This is a genomic window from Falsochrobactrum shanghaiense (assembly GCF_003149535.1).
Lineage (GTDB): Bacteria > Pseudomonadota > Alphaproteobacteria > Rhizobiales > Rhizobiaceae > Brucella > Brucella shanghaiense.
In genome coordinates, this window is the sequence record NZ_QGDB01000001.1 from 338298 (window position 1) to 356145 (window position 17848).

The window sequence follows — 17848 nt, forward strand, 5'->3', positions numbered from 1 at the left end:
TGTCTGGCGCATTTCTTCTTTATGGAGGGATGGCGTTTGCACAGACTGTCAATGTCGACAACGGCACCAATTCCGCAGCGCAAGCGGGTTCATCATCCATTGCGATCAGCGGCGGCAATGTCTCACCAAACAAGATCAGAACGACGGTTCCGGCGTTTGCGCCGGGGCTGGTCGCTGCGGGGGTTCATTCCTGCGCCGGCTCAACGAGCGTCGGCGTGGGAGCGACCGGATGGGGCTTCGGCTTCGGCAGCACCTATGAAATGCGTGAATGTAACCGCCGCGCCTATGCCGCAGCCCTTCTGGGCATGGGGCACAGGGGAGCGGCACTCGACCTGATCTGTCTCAACAAGGAAGTCAGATCGTCCCTGAACGCAACCGGCGTTGCCTGCCCGTCACAGGCGCTGGCCACCCGCACCGCAGCTCCGGCACCGGCAAGAAGGGCGGTGCTCGCATCCGCTCCTGCGGAACCGGCACCCGTTGCGGCAGCACCTGCGCCAGCCCGGCGAACAGCCGCAGCAGCACCGGCAGGGCGCAACCGCACTTATTCCGCAAGAGCACTCGGCCTTTCGTCCAGTGACCTGCGGTCCAAGGGCTGCGTCTTGCGGACCACCAGTCAGAATGGCCGCGCCTGGCATTGCCCGCAGCCGGTCATGTGACTGACGGACGACCACAGTGACTGCGCATCAACCGCACATATGCGTCTCACCGTTGATGTAGCCTTCTATCCATGGCTGGCGGGCATTCGGCCATGGATAGCGGGGTGTATCGTCGGGATATGCCTGGCAAGCAACGAATTGCCAACAATCGGAGGAGTCAAAATCATGAAAAAAGTTCTTTTTGCAGCGGTGGCGCTGATCGCCGCAAGTGCTCTGCCAGCAGCATCACAAACCATCAACTGGGGCGGTCAGTATGGCGGTAACAGTCAGGCCGGTTCAACCACCACCGGTTTTGGTTTTGCCGGATCGACAGCCGCAGGCGGCGCGCAGACCAATGGCTGGGCCAATGGCAGCGGCAGTGTTGTAGGCGGCGCTATCGTCGTCCCGCCATTTGGTGTTAGCGCTGGTATCGGTTCTGGCACATTCAGCGCAGGCGCAAACGGCCAGTCGCAAGCTATGTCACAGTCAGGCGCCGGCTTTCTCGGAACAACGTCAGGCGAGGCTTATGGCAGCGCCTCCGGCGGTTCTTCCGGCAGCATCCAGCTCCGACCCTAAGTTTTTATGGGCCGTGTCCCTATTGGAAGAACAACACCGTTCAAAAAAATCAATGGAGTTTTCGGCCTTGTCCGAGGAAACACGCAGGAGGCTTCTTGGATTCCTCCCGCTAACGAAAGAATGAGAGTCCACACCCCCCTCAAGGATACCCACTCTCATTCTGTAGGGGCAGATGAAAATCTGCCCCTACACTCTTGTTTAGCGATCTGAATGGGAATGCGACAGGATCAGAGACGGATCGGCCACCAAATATGGGGCCTGAACGATTTGGGTCGTGGTGACGATTTAATCGCCGTTGAATTTATTTCCGTACATTTTATGCAGTTTGCAGGCAACTTCCGTCCGGTTGGCAGCGCCGATCTTCTTCATGATGTTATGGACATGGGCCTTGACGGTCCCCTCGCTCATGCCCAGTTCAAAGGCGATGACCTTGTTCGATTTGCCGACCCTTATGGCATGCACGACCTCGATCTCGCGCGCCGTCAGCAGTTCGCCCAGCACATCGTCGTCAATATCCCGCGCCGCAGGCTTCTTGAGCATGGATGCAGGCACATACATGCCCCCCGCCATAGCCAGATGAATGGCCTCGACGCATATCTTGATGTCGACTGAAGTTGGAATATATCCGCGTGCTCCAATCTCCATGGCGCGAACCACCTGCGGCCAGTCCTCGCGCTCGGCGAGCAGTACCACCGGAACCGGCTGCCATGCCTGGATCACCGTTTCGACTTCCTCAGAGAAAAATGGATCGGCAAGACGCCGCGAACCGATATGCATCAGAATGACGGCCGCGCCATCAAGCGGCATATCCCTGGTGATCGTGGCATGGGAGATGACGGGCAGTTTCAGCCCATTCATCGCCAGGCCATTATAAAGGCATTCACGCTCCAGATTGCTTTTGCAAACGAGCAGGAGATGACGCCCGCCATGCGAAGACAGTTCCTGTTTTCGTTCTTCATTTTCCGGGCCTGCACCTATTCCAATCAATGCTCCATTATTGGTCCCGTCAGGTGCAGCCCATAGATATTGCTCCCTCATTTCAAGCATTATTCGGTCCCCCTGTTTATTCAGGCTTTTTTTAAGCACAGACTGATAACTGCCGAAAAAAGCAGCATTTCAGTCGATTTTTTATTGCTAACCCCGATATAGACGGGCCTATTATTGCTATTGCTAAATAATCGTGTCATTAACTTAGGTTAGCGGTTTTCCGAAAATCGCACTGGCTATAAGAATGACCTTGGGGAACGAAAGATATAGTTTCTATAACTTTCGTTGGGCATAGGCAGTAAAGATGCAGCGCGGTAACAGGCATAACGTAGCCCCGCCTACCGAAGCTCTGGTTGGTTTATTGGAGTCCTCTCCAATTCTGGCCGAGTTGGGAACCGCTGAGCTAAGCGCGCTTGCTTCCCTCGCTGTTACTGAAAACCAATATCCCGCAGATGTCATTATTATCGATCAGGGCGAGCGCATCCGCAGCGTCCATCTGGTTTTGTCGGGCTGGGGCTGCGTGTATCGCGATCTTGCCAATGGCAAGCGACAGATCATTGATTTTCCCATGCGGTGCGATTTCGTGGGCCTGAGAACCGCCGATGGCTACAGCTATAACACGATCGCCTCGATTACACCGATGTCGCTGTTTGAAATTCCGCTTCCCTCGCTGGAACGGGCCATAAGGCAGGCGCCCAAACTCAGTTTCATGCTCATCGAAATGCTTTCGAGGCAGCGCTCGATGCTGATCGAGCATCTCACCAATGTCGGCTGTCGAAGCGCCTTCGTGCGCACCGCCCATCTCTTGCTGGAACTTTCGGACCGTGTGCGCGCCTGCGGCAGCGGCGATCCGGATTCGTTTTATTGCCCTCTCACCCAATATCAGCTTGCCGATGCGCTGGGGCTCACGCCCATTCATCTCAACCGCATGCTGCGGGAATTGCGCGAGGAAGGGCTGGTTATGTTCAAGTCCTACAAGGTGGAAATTCTTGACCGGGACCGCCTGATTAGCATTGCCGAATATGACGGCGAGTTCATGCGGATGTCCGTCTTCGGCAAGGATGAATAGGCGTGGGGAAATCTGTGGGGCGGTTTTCTGGAAAGCTTGATGCTTAACAATGGTCGGAGTGAGAGGATTCGAACCTCCGCCCCCCTCGTCCCGAACGAGGTGCGCTACCAGGCTGCGCTACACTCCGTGACCATGTGGCCGTGACCATCGAGGCGGCTTATAGCGCCGCATCATTCAGGCCGCAAGAGCATTGCCCGCATTTTCGACGGGATTTTCAACTGGAAGCGAAAACCGGCATTGCACCTGCCCCATAGGCGATGAAATCCGGGTTGGCAAAGCCCGTCAGCGTACCGTCCGCACGCCGCCCATAGGCAAGCGGTGCGCCGTCGAATGTGGCGGTCATTCCGCCTGCCGCACGCAGCACCGCGTCACCCGCTGCCGTATCCCATTCCATCGTCGGACCAAAGCGCGGGTAAATATCCGCCTCGCCGCACGCAATCATGCAGAATTTGAGCGAGGAACCCACCGAAATGAACTGATCCAGCCGGTTGTCGTGCAAGAAACGCTCGGTCTGCTGTGTCCGATGCGAGCGACTGCATACGACCACCGGATCGGGCGGCGCGATGCGCGCATTAATGGCGCGGGTTTGCCCTATTTCATGCGCCGCACTCGTGCGCATTTCGACCGCCCCGTCAGGTCCGCCCATATAGAGCAGGTTTCGCGTGGGCGCATAGACCAGCCCCAAAACAGGAACTCCATCTTCGATCAGCGCGATATTGACGGTGAAATCGCCATTGCGCTTGAGAAATTCGCGCGTTCCGTCCAGTGGATCGATCAGGAAGAATTTTTGCCCCAGATCGGCAGGCAGGCGACCGGCTGCGGCCTCTTCTTCCGCGACCACCGAAATTTGCGGCGCGATGGCAGCAAGGGCTGCAAGAATGACCGCTTCGGCGGCGCGGTCGGCCTCGGTGACGGGCGAGAGGTCTTCCTTGCTGTAAACCGCGCAGCCATCCTCATAATGGCGCATGATGACGCGACCGGCCTCAAGTGCTGCCTCCTGCAAGGCGGCAAGCATGGCGCTGCCGTTCGGTTCGGCCTTTTGAGAATGGAATGCTGTCATTTTTCAGATCGACCAGGAATCACTGCCATAACTGCCGATGATACCGCGACCGGCAAGATATTTCTCCACTTCCGCGACGAGTTCGTCAATGGTGCGGCCGGTCGTTTGCAGATGCAATTCGGGCGCGGTCGGCGCTTCATAAGGCGAGTCGATCCCGGTAAAAGCCTTGATTTCGCCGCGCAGCGCCTGCGCATAAAGCCCTTTCGGGTCGCGCGCCATGCATTCCTCGATGGGGGTATCGACGAAGATTTCGATGAATTCGCCTTCCGGCAGCCGCGCGCGCACGCGATCGCGCTCGGCACGGAACGGCGAAATGAAGGAAACAAGGGCGATAAGGCCCGCATCGGCCATCAGCCGGGCCACTTCACCGATACGGCGGATATTTTCCGCGCGATCTTCATCGGAGAAGCCCAGATCGCTGTTGAGGCCATGGCGGATATTGTCGCCATCAAGCAGATAAGTATGCTTGCCCAAGGCATGCAGGCGCTGTTCGAGCCGGTCGGCGATGCTGGATTTTCCCGATGCCGAAAGCCCGGTGAACCAGAGCACTGCCGGCTTCTGGAATTTCTGCGCAGCGCGCGCCTGCCTGTCGAGATCGAAAGCCTGCAAGTGAATATTGGTCGCCTGACGCAATGCAGCTTCAATCATGCCCGCGCCAACGGTTGCGTTGGTGAGCCGGTCGATGAGGACAAAGGCGCCGGTGCCGCGATTGACCCCATAGGGATCGAAGGCGATCTGTTCCACTGCCTGAAGATGGCAGAAGCCGACTTCGTTGAGGTCGAGTTGTGCGGTTTTCTCGCGGGCAAATGTGTTCACATCGGTCCGATGAGCTATTTCGCTCACCACAACCGGCGTCTGATCGGTTTCGGTGCGCAGCAGATAGGAGCGGCCCGGCTGCAACGGCTCTTCACCAAACCAGACGATGTTTGCCGTAAAGCGATCCGCCACTTCGGGGCGTTCTTCCGTGCCGACCAGCATATTGCCGCGCGAGACTTCGATCTCGTCCTCCAGCACAAGCGTCACCGCCTGCCCTTCGGCAGCGCTTTGCAGATCGCCATCGTAAGTGACGATGCGTTTGACCCGCGATTGCTTGCCGGATTTGGCGACCACCACCGCATCGCCGGTTGCAATCGACCCTGCGGAAACCGTGCCGGAAAAGCCGCGAAAACCGGCATCGGGCCGGTTGACATATTGCACAGGAAAGCGAAACGGCCTTGCGGCGGCTTCGGTATCGATGCGCAAGGTTTCCAGATGTTCGAGCAGATAAGGTCCTTCATACCAGCCGGTTCGCGGTGAAAGACTGCTGACATTATCGCCAAAGCGGGCCGAAAGCGGGATGGCCTGAATGCTGGCGAAATTCAGTTCACCCGCAAAACTTCTGTAATCCGCGGCAATCGCGTCGAAAACATCTTGCGAAAAATCGACCAGATCAATCTTGTTCACCGCAAGCACGATATGGCGGATGCCAAGCAGGGAAGCGATAAAGGAATGACGGCGCGTCTGTGTCAGCACGCCCTGCCGCGCATCGATGAGCACAATCGCCAGATCGGCCGTGGATGCGCCGGTCGCCATATTGCGGGTATATTGGGCATGGCCCGGCGTGTCGGCGACGATGAATTTGCGGCGCGGGGTGGAAAAGAAGCGATAGGCGACATCGATGGTGATGCCCTGCTCGCGCTCTGCTTCCAGACCGTCCACCAGCAGTGCGAAATCGAAATCGTCATCGGTGGTGCCAAATTTGCGGCTGTCATTCTTCAGCGTCGCCAGCTGGTCTTCAAAAATCAGCCGCGTATCATAGAGAAGGCGACCGATAAGCGTGGACTTGCCGTCATCGACCGAACCGCAAGTCAGAAAGCGCAGCAATGTCTTGCGTTCCTGATCCGCCAGAAAATTGCTGACGGCATCATCGCCAGCGGGGAGCTTGACCACGGTGTTCATCAGAAATAGCCCTCACGCTTTTTCTTTTCCATCGAACCGGCTTCATCGCGATCGATGGCGCGACCCTGACGCTCCGACGTGCGCGCGATCAGCATTTCCTCGACAATTTCCGGCAGGCTTGAGGCGCTCGATTCAATCGCCCCGGTCAGCGGATAGCAGCCGAGCGTGCGAAAGCGCACCAGCCGCTCTTCGGCCTTTTCATGCGGTGCAAGCTTCATGCGGTCATCATCGAGCTTGATGAGCATCCCGTCGCGTTCGACTACAAAACGGCGAGCGGCAAAGTAAAGCGGCACGATGGGGATGTTTTCCTGCAAGATATATTGCCAGATGTCGAGTTCCGTCCAGTTGGAGAGCGGAAACACACGGATCGATTCGCCTTTGGCAATGCGGGTATTGTAGATCTTCCACATTTCGGGACGCTGGTTCTTGGGGTCCCAGCCGTGCTGGCTGTTGCGGAAGGAGAAAATACGCTCCTTGGCGCGGGATTTTTCCTCGTCGCGCCGCGCGCCGCCAAAGGCTGCATCAAACCCATATTTGTCGAGTGCCTGCCGCAGCGCGACGGTCTTCATGACGTGGGTGTGCACATTCGAGCCATGGCTGAAGGGGCCGACGCCATCGCGCACCCCATCTTCATTGATATGGACCAGCAGCTCGAAGCCTTTTTCGCGCGCCTGGGCATCGCGAAATTCGATCATTTCGCGAAATTTCCATGTCGTATCTACATGCAGAAAGGGAAAAGGCGGCGGAGCCGGATAAAACGCCTTCATCGCCAGATGCAGCATGACCGAGGAATCCTTGCCCACCGAATAGAGCATGACCGGATTGGAAAAAGTCGCAGCCACCTCGCGGAAAATATGGATAGCCTCGGCTTCGAGCCGCTGGAGGTGGGTTAAATTCTTGGTCAAGGGCGCATGATGCACGACATTCTCTCCCGGAAACCGGACAGGCTGAAATTTGCGGGAAAGACGGCGAATGCCTCATCCGGCGCAGGCGTGATAAAGCGTGTCGCGATCTTTCAGATTCGCTCCTTACGCTTTCAGTTTTTGTTTTTTACGCATGTCGTTATCCCGAAACCGGTTCCCACTTTCGGGCGACATGCTTTAGTGCCCGCATTGTCGCGAAAGCCGGACCAAAAGGAAAAGAACGCTATCGCTTATTATGAAAAGCCTGCGTTAAAACTTGCCCGCTTTTGTCTGTCCACGGGAACAAACTTGCGCCATCCGGGAAAAGCGCCCGTCGCGGCAAGTTACGAAAAATCCTACTAAATTTGTGGGAAAAGAGTAGATGCCCGTCGGACCAGACCGCCGCGGGACCGGAAATCAAAGCAGGCCGAATGTGCGCGCCTTGGCGACGGCCTGAACCTTGTTGACGGCAACAAGCTTGGTGAGAACATTACTGATATGGAAATTGACGGTGCGGGTGGAAATATTGAGGATCGTCCCGATGATTTCAGCGGTCTTGCCCTCGCTGGTCCAGCGCAGGATTTCGCGTTCGCGCGCCGTCAGGTTGACTTCCGATACGCAACTGATACCCGGCACATCGAGATGTTCATACATGGAAAGATGCAGAAGATTGGTCACGATCTGCATCTGGCGACGCAACATCGACATTTCACCGGCGGACAGGACAGGCTTGTCGCGCATGAAGGAAAGGATGCCGAAGACGCCCCTCGCCGCCCAGCAAGGCTGCGAAATACCGGCCTTGAGGCCGTGCTCCTGCGCATCGGACCATAATTGCGGCGTTTCGGCAAACAGGTGAGACGACCAGACCAGCGGCTCGATGCTGTTGACCCCGTGCCTGATGACCGGATCGATTTCGGCGTATTTTCTGGCAGCGTAGTGTTTCTGCCATCCCTCGGGCAGTTTTTCAAAACGTATCCAGTGCGCGACACTGGTGAGTGAGGGTACACACATGACATAAGAGACAAAGGGAAAGCCAAGTTTTTCAGCATAGAGCTTGATCTGTCCGAACAGGTTTTCCGCATTGTCTGAGGATTGTATATTATCGTAAAAATCGTCCCATTTCATAACCGACATCCCAATATTGCTTCTATCAAAATAAACAATGATTACAGCATAGTTCCTCACAAACCGTAGGGACAAATAATTACTAACATGAATTTTATAATATATCCATGCGCAATTCTTGCAATAATTCAATGGTATTTCATAATTCAAATATCATATTATTTATATTTGAAAATTATAATATAAAAATGGCCCGAAATCAGGGCTGATTTCGGGCCGCAGAATATTCGGTGCTCATAAGGTCTGTTCAGAGCGGCTCCTGTTTACATATCAGGCTGCGGGATCGAGCGATTCCGATGTGCCGCCCGGCATATAATTGAGGATCGGGCCCAGCCAGCGCTCGACCTCCTCGACGCTCATGCCCTTGCGGCTTGCATAGTCCTCGACCTGATCGCGCTCGACCTTGGCAACGCCGAAATAATAACTTTCGGGATGGCCGATATAAAGGCCCGAAACCGACGAGCCCGGCCACATCGAATAGCCTTCCGTCAGTTCGACACCGGCATTGGCCGTTGCATCGAGCAGCCGGAACAGGGTCTTCTTCTCGGTGTGATCGGGCTGGGCCGGATAGCCGGGGGCAGGACGGATACCGGCATATCTTTCATGAATCAGATCGTCATTGCTCGTTTCTTCATCGGGCGAATAGCCCCAGAATTCGCGGCGCACCCGCTTATGCATCAATTCCGCAAAAGCTTCGGCGAAGCGGTCGGCCAGCGCCTTGACGAGAATGGATGAATAATCGTCATTCGCGCGCTCAAAACGCTCGGCAATCGCCACTTCCTCGATGCCCGCGGTCACGACAAAGCCACCGATATAATCCTGCTTGCCGCTGTCGAAGGGCGCGACGAAATCGGACATGGCGACATTGGGGCGTCCGTCACGCTTGGACAATTGCTGACGCAGCGTGAAGAAGGTTGCAAGCTCCTCATTGCGGCTTTCATCGGTGAAAAGGCGAATATCGTCGCCCACCGTATTGGCCGGCCAGAAGCCGATGACTGCGCGGGGCGCGAACCATTTTTCGTCGATGACCTTCTTGAGCATGGCCTGCGCGTCTTCCCACAGCGCACGCGCCGCCTCGCCCTGTTTTTCATCTTCGAGAATGGCCGGATAACGCCCCTTCAATTCCCAGGTCTGGAAGAAAGGCGTCCAGTCGATATAGCTCGCGATTTCGCTCAGATCGTAACTGTCGAACACTTTCGTGCCCAGAAAACTCGGCTTGGGCGGATCATAGGCATCCCAGTCGAGCTTGTGCGCATTGGCGCGCGCGCGTTCGAGCGGCAGACGCTTTTTTTCCGCTTCATTGCGTGCATGGGCTGCTGCTACTTTTGCATATTCGGCGCGAATGCCGTCAATATATCCGGCCTTGTTTTCAGGCGACAAAAGGCTGGAAACCACGCCCACCGCGCGGCTGGCATCGATCACATAGACCGCCTGCCCCTGCTCATAGCGCGGGTGAATCTTAACCGCCGTATGCACGCGGCTGGTGGTCGCGCCGCCGATCAGCAATGGCAGGTTAAAGCCTTCGCGTTCCATTTCAGCGGCCACATGCACCATCTCGTCGAGCGATGGCGTGATGAGGCCGGACAAGCCGATAATATCGACATTTTCCGCACGCGCCGTTTCGAGAATCTTCTGCGCAGGCACCATGACGCCCAGATCGATGATCTCGTAATTGTTGCAGGCGAGCACGACGCCGACGATATTCTTGCCGATGTCGTGCACATCGCCCTTGACGGTCGCCATCAGCACCTTGCCCGCACTCTGGCGACCCTCGCCGCCATTCTGGCGTTTTTCTTCCTCCATGTAGGGCAGGAGAACCGCTACGGCCTGTTTCATCACGCGGGCCGATTTGACCACTTGCGGCAGGAACATCTTGCCCGAACCGAACAGATCGCCAACCACATTCATGCCCGCCATCAACGGGCCTTCGATGACATGCAGCGGGCGCTCGGCGGCAAGGCGCGCTTCTTCGGTGTCCGCCTCGATATAATCGGTGATGCCGTTGACCAGCGCATGTTCAAGCCGCTTTTCGACCGGCCATTCGCGCCAGCTCAGATCCTGCTTGCGGCCTTCCTTCGCGCCTGCATCGCGGTAGCGCTCGGCAAGTTCAAGCAAGATTTCGGTTGCCTCCGGGCGGCGGTTGAGAATGACATCCTCGCATGCCTCGCGCAGTTCGGGATCGATGGTGTCATAGACGGCGAGCTGGCCCGCATTGACGATGCCCATATCCATGCCCGCCTGAATGGCATGGTAGAGGAAGACCGCATGCATCGCCTCGCGCACCGGCTCATTGCCGCGAAACGAAAAAGAGAGGTTCGAGACACCGCCGGACACATGGACATGCGGCAGGGTCTGCGTGATCCTGCGCGTCGCATTGATGAAATCGACGCCGTAATTATTGTGTTCCTCGATGCCGGTCGCAATCGCAAAAATATTCGGATCGAAAATGATGTCTTCCGGCAGGAAGCCGACCTTCTCGGTCAATATCTTATAGGCGCGGGTGCAGATTTCCACCTTGCGCTCTTCCGTGTCGGCCTGACCGACTTCGTCGAAGGCCATGACGACGACTGCCGCGCCATAGGCGCGCACCAGCCGCGCGTGATGCAAAAAGGCTTCCTCGCCCTCTTTTAGCGAAATGGAATTGACCACCGCCTTGCCCTGAACGCATTTCAAGCCCGCTTCGATCACTTCCCATTTGGAACTGTCGATCATGACGGGAACGCGCGCAATATCGGGTTCGGCAGCGATCAGGTTGAGATATTCGACCATGATCTTCTGGCTGTCGATCAGGCCCTCATCCATGTTGATATCGATGATCTGCGCGCCGTTTTCCACCTGATCGCGCGCGACTTCCAGCGCCGTCGAATAATCGCCCGCCTTGATCAGCTTGCGAAAACGCGCCGAGCCTGTGACATTGGTGCGCTCGCCGACATTGACGAAGGGAATATCCTTGGTCAGCGTGAATGGCTCAAGGCCCGAAAGGCGCATCATCGGCGGCAGCTTGACGGGCTTGCGCGGGGGATATTTCGCCACAGCATCGCGGATGGCGCTGATATGCTCCGGCGTCGAGCCGCAGCAGCCACCCACCACATTGACAAGGCCCTCGCGTGCGAAATCCTCCATCTGCGCCGCCATGGCCTCGGGGCTCTCGTCATAGAGGCCGAATTCATTGGGCAGGCCCGCATTGGGATAGGCGCAGACGAATGTGTCGGCAACACTTGCTATCTCCGCCAGATGGGCGCGCATGGCATTTGCGCCGAGCGCGCAGTTAAGGCCGATGGTGAAAGGCCTGGCGTGACGCAGCGAATTCCAGAAGGCCGTCGGCGTCTGGCCGGAAAGCGTACGCCCCGACAGATCGGTGATGGTGCCCGAAATCATCACCGGCAGGCGCACGCCTTTTTCGATGAACACTTCCTCGGCAGCGAAGATTGCTGCTTTCGCATTCAATGTATCGAAAATCGTCTCGATGAGAATAATGTCGGAGCCGCCATCGATCAGCCCCCGGATCTGCTCGGCATAGGCAATGCGCAGATCATCGAAGGTTACGGCGCGAAATCCGGGATTGTTGACATCGGGCGAGAGCGACGCCGTGCGGTTGGTCGGCCCAAGCGCCCCGGCCACAAAGCGGCGGCGACCATCCTTTTGCTGCGCACGTAGCGCCGCGCGGCGCGCAAGGCGGGCGCCATCGCGGTTGAGATCATAGACCGCATCTTCCATGCCGTAATCGGCCTGAGCTATGGAGGTTGAAGAAAAGGTGTTGGTTTCGAGAATATCCGCCCCGGCCATCGCATAGGCATAGTGGATTTCCTCGATGGATTTGGGCTGCGTCAGCGTCAGAAGATCGTTATTGCCTTGAAGCAGGCAATCGCAGGATGCGAAGCGCTCGCCGCGAAAATGCTCTTCATGAAAGCCCAGCCCCTGAATCTGCGTTCCCATGGCGCCGTCGAGGATCAGGATACGCTCGCGGGCAGCCTTGGTCAGAGCCGCAAGCACTTCGGAACCGTCGGGCTTCGGCGCCTGTGCGCCAAAAAGTTCATCAAGGGAGGACGCCATGGGGGATTACCACCTGTATTCAGATATGCTCAATCGCTACAGCATATGCCTGAAAACCCATAAGGTTTTTCAGGCATATGGATGCGCGAATGGGTTCGCCGGGATGCCAGCGCGGGGGCGCGCTCCATCCCAAAGCATAGTTAATGACATAAACATATCTTTATGTCAATTCTGTTGGGAGCTGGTTTGCAGTCACCAAACGCATCACCAAGTTCATGCGCCAGCAAGAAATCGTGTGTTTCGCCACCTTTCAGGGGCCACAATGGCGGAACAAAATCATCGTCAGGGACATTGACGGAAACACACGGATGAAAACACGCGGCCCACAAGCGGTTATGGGCCACATCATGGAGAAACCGATGAAGAGACTTGCATCTTCCTTTTTCGCCCTGTGCCTTTCGTTCGGCATGGGCATACCCGCCATGACCAGCGCGGCGCAGGCAGCGCCAGTCGCAGCCGCGCCGCTGGCTGGATCAGGGCTGGCCGAAAACGTACAATATTACGATTATCGCCATCGTCGCCACTGGCAGCAATATCCGGAACGCAACTGGCGGCATCATCATCCGCGCTACCGTCATCACGATCGGCATTATCGCGGTCACCGCGCCAGACCGCCCCGCGCCCGTCGCGGCGGCAATGCGCATGTGCGCTGGTGCTATGATCGCTACCGCTCCTATCGCGCCTATGACAATACCTATCAGCCCTATAACGGGCCGCGCCGCCAGTGCTATTCGCCGTTTATTTAAACCAAAAGCCCCGGACAGAGCCGGGGCTTTCGCATAGATCTGTGCAGGCAAATTTACGTGACGTAAGCGCCGATGGAAGCAGCCACCAGACCGATGGCCAATGCGATCATCACGCCATAGACGCGCGGCTTGTCGAACAGCACCGCAAAGGCCGAAAACCACGCCACCACCGCCGCGCCGAGCGCGAACAGAAATCCGGGCTTGTCGCCATGATAAAGATTAGCCGCCATCAGGCCCGCAATGATCAAAGCGCCGAAAACGATCATCAATCCTGTGGCGTAGCGTTCGTAGTCGTCCATTTAAATTCCTCGGTTCCGGCCGCATAGCGCATACCGGTAACTGTCATCAAGCCGTCAGGCCATTTGAATATACGGGCTTTTCCGTATCCATGACCATTCTTTCTCACACAATCACTATTTGCTGCGTTCTTCAACCATCTCGCTGCGTAATTCGCCGGGATTCTTGCGAAGTGTTGCTCAAATCCTTCGCGAGAGGCAGGCAAGCCATGCTATGCTGATAGTCATGGAATCGCGCGGCCTCACCCTCTTCAACACACCCATCGGCCCCTGCGGCATTGCCTGGCGGGAGAGCAGGATTACGGGCGTGGAAATTGGTGACGCGGATGAAAGCGAGACCGGCTACAGGCTCCGGCAGCGCTTTCCCGACAGCGAATCTTCAACACCGCCTGCATTCGTGACACAAGCAATCGAAAAGATTGAGACGCTGCTTGAGGGAGGAAACCCGGATTTCTCGACCGTGCCGCTTGCGCTTCAATCTCTGCCCGATCTCAACCGGCAGGTCTATGAAATCATTCTCGAACTGAAAGCTGGCGAAACCACCACCTATGGCGCGATTGCGCGGCGGCTTGGCGATGTGCATCTGTCGCAGGCGGTGGGTTATGCGCTGGGCAAAAACCCGTTTCCGATCATCGTTCCCTGCCATCGCGTGCTGGGTTCAAACGGCAAGGTCGGCGGCTTTTCCGCCGCGGGCGGAATCAAGACCAAGTTAGCGCTGCTCAACATCGAGCGCGCCGGAGCAAGCCGTGAAGCCGATCTGTTTGGCGGCCTGCCATTGCAGGCGCGCCCACAGGCGGATTGACGATCAGGTCTGATTGCTTACGACATCGGCGGAAAAGCGCAGTTCGCGCATGGGGCGGACAAGCTGCGTCGTGGCGTCATAGGTCGGATGCTTCTTGTAAGCGAACAGCGCTGCCTCATCCCTGAACTCGGCATAGACAACCAGATCGATGCGGTCGCACATGGGATCGACCTTGCTGTTGACCAAGACCTCGAACATATCGGAATGGGGGATGGTGCCCAGTTGTTCGAGGCATTTACGAACCGTTTCAACGTCCTGATCTGGCTTGACGCTGAAGAATACAATGTGGCGGATCACGTCCTGTCTCCAAAGATTGATGAGGCTATCTACCCCATCAATCGGGCAAGCAAAACCGCAAAATCAGCTTTCAAGCGTTTTCCGCCGACTTGACGCGGCGCCAGGCGAAGCCGCCGGCCTGCGGCACAGACCCACGCCCCGGCTGGTAATAGCCGGGGGTGTCGACCAGACGCCGCGCGCCCAGCCGGGCTTGTGCGACCTTGTTGCTCACCTGCAAAGTGTCGAAGCCCGCGCGGAGCATCAGCGCTGCCTGATCGATCAGCACGTCGCCAACCGCGCGCAATTCACCGTTAAAACCAGCACGCCGCAAGATTTCTGCCTTGGAATAGGACCGCCCGTCATTGAAGGCGGGAAATTCCAGCGCAATCAACGGCAGACTGGCGAGATGTTCCAGCAGCGGCCCGATCTTCTCGCCCGGCGCAACCCGGACACCGACCCGGCGATTGGATATGCGGCGCAATTCCTCATCAAGATCAAGCCATGCAGCAAGCGGAATGATGACGGACGGCGCATCGCCTGCTTGCGAAAGATCGTCGGCCAGCACATAGTCATCTTCGCGAAAACCTTCCACAGACCAGAGTCTGGTTTCGTTTATCGTTTCGCTCATTTCTGCTCTGCTGCTCCCAAATTCTTCAAGCTTTCGGCAAGACCCGTAAGATGGATGCCGCATTCGGTCTTTTCCGAACCGGCCCAGCGACCGGCACGCTGATCTTCCCCCTCGCCCACAGGCCGCGTGCATGGCATGCAGCCGATCGAGCGATAGCCCTGTGCGGAGAGCGGATGGGTGGGCAGGTCGTGCTTCTGCGCATAGGCTTGCAGGTCAGCGGCCTGCCAGCGCGCCAGCGGATTGATGCGGATGCGCGGCCCCACCGATTCAAACGTGGCCAAGCCATTGCGGGTTGACGCCTGAAACTGCTTGCGGCCCGTCATCCATGCCCGATAGGGCGCAACGGCGCGCGCCATCGGCTCCACCTTGCGGATAAAGCAGCAGCGATCCTTGTCGGTCATCGAAAGCGCGCCGAAAGGATCGTCCTTTTTCACGCTCTCCGCGACCGGAAGAATGTCCTGAACATCGGTGAGGCCAAGCCGGTCCACCAGATCGCGGCGATAATCGAGCGTGGCCTTAAAATGCTTGCCCGTATCCAGAAACAGCACCGGTGTTGCCGCCTCGGTCTGCGCGATCATGTGCAAAAGCACGGCAGATTCCGCACCAAAGGACGATACGACCGCAATATGGCCCTCGAAAACCTCATGCACGGCCAGAGCGATCACCTCCTGCGGAGAAGACGCGCCATGGCTTGCCTCAAGCAAGCGGGCTTCGGCACTGGCGCGCTGTTCGGCATCAGGCTGCACGGCTTATCTCTCCATAAAGCGCCTGTTTGAACGGCTCCATACCGAGGCGGCGATAGGCGGCGAGGAAGGTTTCGTCCGCGCTTTCGCGCAGGCTCAGATAGGTATCGACGATGGTTTCGATAGCATCCACCACTTCTTCCGACGAAAAGCCGCGCCCGGTAATGTCACCGATGGACGAATGTTCGTCCGCTGAGCCGCCAAGCGTGATCTGGTAAAGCTCCTCGCCCTTCTTTTCGACGCCAAGAATGCCGATATGGCCGACATGATGATGGCCGCAGGCATTGATGCAGCCGGAAATCTTGATCTTGAGATCGCCGATTTCAAGCTGCCGCTCCAGATCGCCGAAACGTTCGGAAATGCGCTGCGCCACGGGAATCGAGCGCGCATTGGCCAGCGCGCAATAATCAAGGCCGGGGCAGGCGATAATATCGGTGATGAGCCCAGCATTGGGGGTGACCAGCCCATCCGATTCCAGCAGGTCGAATACGGCGGGCAGGTCGGCCTTGGCAACATGCGGCAAGATGAGATTCTGCTCGTGGCTGACGCGGATTTCATCGAAGGAATAGGTTTCCGCAATATCGGCCACAAGTTCCATCTGCTCGGCGCTGGCATCGCCCGGAATGCCGCCGATGGGCTTGAGCGAAATCGTCACCATCGCATAATCGGGATGCTTGTGCGCGCTCACATTGCGCTGCATCCAGGCGGCAAAAGCGGGGTCGGATTTCTGCGTGACAGCCAGAACCTCCCAGCCTTCCGCCCGCTGCGGCAGGTCCGGCATGCGAAAATAGCTTTCGATGGCGTCGATGTCGCTTTGCGGCAGTTTCAGATCGCCATGGCGGATCTGCTCCCATTCAGCCTCGATTTCCTGCACCAAAGGCTCGATGCCGGTTTCATGCACCAATATCTTGATGCGCGCCTTGAATTTATTGTCGCGTCGGCCATGAAGATTATAGATGCGGACAATCGCAGTGACATAGGTGAGCATATCTTCGACAGGCAGGAAATCGCGGATTTTCTTCGCCACCATCGGCGTGCGTCCCTGCCCGCCGCCAATATAGACGGCAAGACCCAGTTCGCCCGCTTCGTTCTTTTTGAGTTGCAGGCCGATGTCGTGCACCTGAATGGCCGCGCGGTCATGTTCCGCACCGACGATGGCAATCTTGAACTTGCGCGGCAGGTAGGAAAATTCCGGATGCAGCGACGACCATTGCCGCAGGATTTCGGCATAGGGGCGCGGATCGGCCACTTCATCGGCGGCGGCACCGGCGAAATGATCGGCGGTGACATTGCGGATGCAATTGCCCGAAGTCTGGATGGCGTGCATCTCCACCTGCGCCAGTTCTTCGAGAATCTGCGGCACGTCCTTGAGCGCCGGCCAGTTGAACTGGATGTTCTGCCGCGTCGTGAAATGGCCAAAACCGCGATCATAGGTGCGCGCGATAGTGCCAAGCTTGCGCAACTGGCGGCTCGACAGCGTGCCATAGGGAATTGCCACGCGCAGCATATAGGCGTGCAATTGCAGATAAAGGCCGTTCATCAGCCGCAGGGGTTTGAACTGGTCTTCAGTCAATTCGCCCGAAAGGCGACGCTCCACCTGATCCTTGAACTGGGCGACGCGGGCAGCAACGAAATCACGGTCGAATTCATCATAGCGATACATAGCAAATTCCGTATTCAGGATCAGGAGGCGTGCTTTAGAAGCGGCTGGCCCAGCGTGATGATGGTCGGGCCGGAAAGACGGATGCGCTCACGCAGGCGGACGGGGTAAAGCCCCTCCTCGCGCTCCTCGACATCGATGACATTCACATCCACGACGAGATTGTCTCTGGCTGCGAGCTTGCCCGCTTCCTCAAGCGCGGATGCGGCTTCAGCGTGGCGGGCGATCAGCGCACCGTCGATGGTTTCGCGCCATGCGCCATCAGCGGCAAGCCACACGGCCTGCCCGTCGATGAGCCGGTTTGCGGTGAGAACTTTTACAACCATATCCAAACTCCTGCTTTCCGGGGCGC

18 protein-coding genes and 1 tRNA gene are annotated in these 17848 nt (G+C 57.3%); 6 read left to right on the plus strand and 13 right to left on the minus strand.

The window, feature by feature from the left end; genetic code table 11:
- Positions 1-29: 29 nt before the first annotated feature.
- Entirely contained in the window at positions 30-656 is a 627-nt protein-coding gene (locus DKP76_RS01680; RefSeq protein ID WP_109704688.1) for a hypothetical protein, read from the plus strand.
- A 165-nt stretch (positions 657-821) separates the two neighbouring features.
- Entirely contained in the window at positions 822-1211 is a 390-nt protein-coding gene (locus tag DKP76_RS01685; protein WP_109704689.1) for a hypothetical protein, read from the plus strand.
- 285 nt (positions 1212-1496) lie between these two features.
- Here DKP76_RS01685 and DKP76_RS01690 read toward each other — a convergent pair whose 3' ends face one another.
- Complete coding sequence (locus tag DKP76_RS01690; protein WP_109704690.1) at positions 1497-2258, minus strand: response regulator transcription factor; 762 nt, start codon at positions 2256-2258, stop codon at positions 1497-1499.
- 244 nt (positions 2259-2502) lie between these two features.
- Here DKP76_RS01690 and DKP76_RS01695 point away from each other — a divergent pair, with 244 nt between their 5' ends.
- Positions 2503-3267: a Crp/Fnr family transcriptional regulator gene (locus DKP76_RS01695; protein ID WP_109704691.1), complete on the plus strand. Its 765-nt coding sequence runs from the start codon at positions 2503-2505 to the stop codon at positions 3265-3267.
- Positions 3268-3317: 50 nt separating this feature from the next.
- On the opposite strand, the gene DKP76_RS01700 is transcribed toward DKP76_RS01695, so the two are convergent.
- The 4 genes from DKP76_RS01700 to cysD all read right to left on the minus strand — a co-directional run bounded on the left by DKP76_RS01700 (position 3318) and on the right by cysD (position 7185).
- Positions 3318-3394 (minus strand) — tRNA-Pro (locus tag DKP76_RS01700).
- 87 nt (positions 3395-3481) lie between these two features.
- On the minus strand, positions 3482-4327 hold the full coding sequence (gene cysQ, locus DKP76_RS01705) for a 3'(2'),5'-bisphosphate nucleotidase CysQ (protein ID WP_245410113.1): 846 nt from the start codon (positions 4325-4327) through the stop codon (positions 3482-3484).
- A gap of 3 nt (positions 4328-4330) precedes the next feature.
- The gene (cysN, locus tag DKP76_RS01710; protein WP_109704692.1) at positions 4331-6265 is read right to left on the minus strand and encodes a sulfate adenylyltransferase subunit CysN; all 1935 of its coding nucleotides are present in this window, start codon (positions 6263-6265) and stop codon (positions 4331-4333) included.
- Entirely contained in the window at positions 6265-7185 is a 921-nt protein-coding gene (gene cysD, locus DKP76_RS01715; RefSeq protein ID WP_109704693.1) for a sulfate adenylyltransferase subunit CysD, read from the minus strand. The genes cysN and cysD overlap by 1 nt, the downstream gene beginning before the upstream one ends.
- Here cysD and DKP76_RS19310 point away from each other — a divergent pair.
- Positions 7177-7530 (plus strand): hypothetical protein, encoded by a 354-nt coding sequence (locus DKP76_RS19310; protein WP_199224726.1) that lies wholly within the window; start codon positions 7177-7179, stop codon positions 7528-7530. The genes cysD and DKP76_RS19310 overlap by 9 nt on opposite strands.
- A 54-nt stretch (positions 7531-7584) precedes the next feature.
- Here DKP76_RS19310 and DKP76_RS01725 read toward each other — a convergent pair whose 3' ends face one another.
- Together DKP76_RS01725 and metH are read right to left on the minus strand one after the other, a co-directional pair.
- Positions 7585-8292: a LuxR family transcriptional regulator gene (locus tag DKP76_RS01725; RefSeq protein ID WP_109705126.1), complete on the minus strand. Its 708-nt coding sequence runs from the start codon at positions 8290-8292 to the stop codon at positions 7585-7587.
- Between the two features lie 270 nt (positions 8293-8562).
- Positions 8563-12345: a methionine synthase gene (metH, locus tag DKP76_RS01730; protein ID WP_109704694.1), complete on the minus strand. Its 3783-nt coding sequence runs from the start codon at positions 12343-12345 to the stop codon at positions 8563-8565.
- 359 nt (positions 12346-12704) lie between these two features.
- Here metH and DKP76_RS01735 point away from each other — a divergent pair, with 359 nt between their 5' ends.
- Positions 12705-13091: a BA14K family protein gene (locus DKP76_RS01735; RefSeq protein WP_109705127.1), complete on the plus strand. Its 387-nt coding sequence runs from the start codon at positions 12705-12707 to the stop codon at positions 13089-13091.
- 53 nt (positions 13092-13144) lie between these two features.
- Here the strand turns inward: DKP76_RS01735 and DKP76_RS01740 are convergent, their stop codons facing one another.
- The gene (locus DKP76_RS01740; RefSeq protein ID WP_109704695.1) at positions 13145-13390 is read right to left on the minus strand and encodes a hypothetical protein; all 246 of its coding nucleotides are present in this window, start codon (positions 13388-13390) and stop codon (positions 13145-13147) included.
- Between the two features lie 223 nt (positions 13391-13613).
- On the opposite strand from DKP76_RS01740, the gene DKP76_RS01745 reads away from it, so the two are divergent.
- Complete coding sequence (locus tag DKP76_RS01745) at positions 13614-14189, plus strand: methylated-DNA--[protein]-cysteine S-methyltransferase (protein ID WP_109705128.1); 576 nt, start codon at positions 13614-13616, stop codon at positions 14187-14189.
- 3 nt (positions 14190-14192) lie between these two features.
- Here the strand turns inward: DKP76_RS01745 and DKP76_RS01750 are convergent, their stop codons facing one another.
- The 5 genes from DKP76_RS01750 to DKP76_RS01770 form a co-directional block, all read right to left on the minus strand.
- Entirely contained in the window at positions 14193-14486 is a 294-nt protein-coding gene (locus DKP76_RS01750) for a Dabb family protein (RefSeq protein ID WP_109704696.1), read from the minus strand.
- Positions 14487-14556: 70 nt separating this feature from the next.
- A complete protein-coding gene (locus DKP76_RS01755) occupies positions 14557-15093 on the minus strand; it encodes a DUF934 domain-containing protein (protein WP_109704697.1) in 537 nt (178 codons plus the stop codon).
- Positions 15090-15839 carry a phosphoadenylyl-sulfate reductase gene (locus DKP76_RS01760; RefSeq protein ID WP_109704698.1) on the minus strand — a complete coding sequence of 250 codons (750 nt, stop codon included), beginning with the start codon at positions 15837-15839 and terminating at the stop codon, positions 15090-15092. The genes DKP76_RS01755 and DKP76_RS01760 overlap by 4 nt, the downstream gene beginning before the upstream one ends.
- A complete protein-coding gene (locus DKP76_RS01765; RefSeq protein ID WP_109704699.1) occupies positions 15829-17499 on the minus strand; it encodes a nitrite/sulfite reductase in 1671 nt (556 codons plus the stop codon). Before DKP76_RS01765 ends, DKP76_RS01760 begins: the two co-directional genes overlap by 11 nt.
- Before the next feature lie 20 nt (positions 17500-17519).
- The gene (locus DKP76_RS01770; RefSeq protein ID WP_109704700.1) at positions 17520-17822 is read right to left on the minus strand and encodes a DUF2849 domain-containing protein; all 303 of its coding nucleotides are present in this window, start codon (positions 17820-17822) and stop codon (positions 17520-17522) included.
- Positions 17823-17848 lie beyond the last annotated feature (26 nt).